Origin of the sequence: Pseudomonas ceruminis (assembly GCF_021602025.1) — a bacterium.
Taxonomy (GTDB): domain Bacteria; phylum Pseudomonadota; class Gammaproteobacteria; order Pseudomonadales; family Pseudomonadaceae; genus Aquipseudomonas; species Aquipseudomonas ceruminis.
In genome coordinates this window covers 1-318 of the sequence record NZ_BQHW01000086.1, presented here as the reverse complement: position 1 = coordinate 318, position 318 = coordinate 1, and the positions used below count along the sequence as shown (strand labels likewise).

Below are 318 nucleotides of genomic sequence, written 5' to 3'. Positions count from 1 at the left end.
GGGCAGAGCCCACACGCCAACCATCAGCAAGACCGGGAGTATTGCCCTCAATCTCGAAAGATGGGTTGGGCAGCAAGTTCTCCCCGCCCAGCTGGCTCAACGACGTGTTGATGCTGGTGATGGCCTGGCCGGCAGCCGTGATGTCCTGGCCTTGCCGGGTAACCTCGTTGGTCAGCGCCTGGACCGTCGACGCGTCCGCCTTCATTGCAACCTGGTTCAGAGCAGACTGAGCAGCTGCAGCGGCGTCCGTTGCCACCTTGTCCGTCACAGCCACCCAGGCGCTACCGTTCCAGCGCTTTGGCGTGTTGGCATTGCTGG

1 pseudogene is annotated in these 318 nt (G+C 62.9%); it reads right to left on the bottom strand.

Going from position 1 to position 318, the window contains the following annotated elements:
* Positions 1 to 318 (bottom strand): annotated as a pseudogene (locus L6D80_RS29925) (hypothetical protein); the annotation flags it as partial.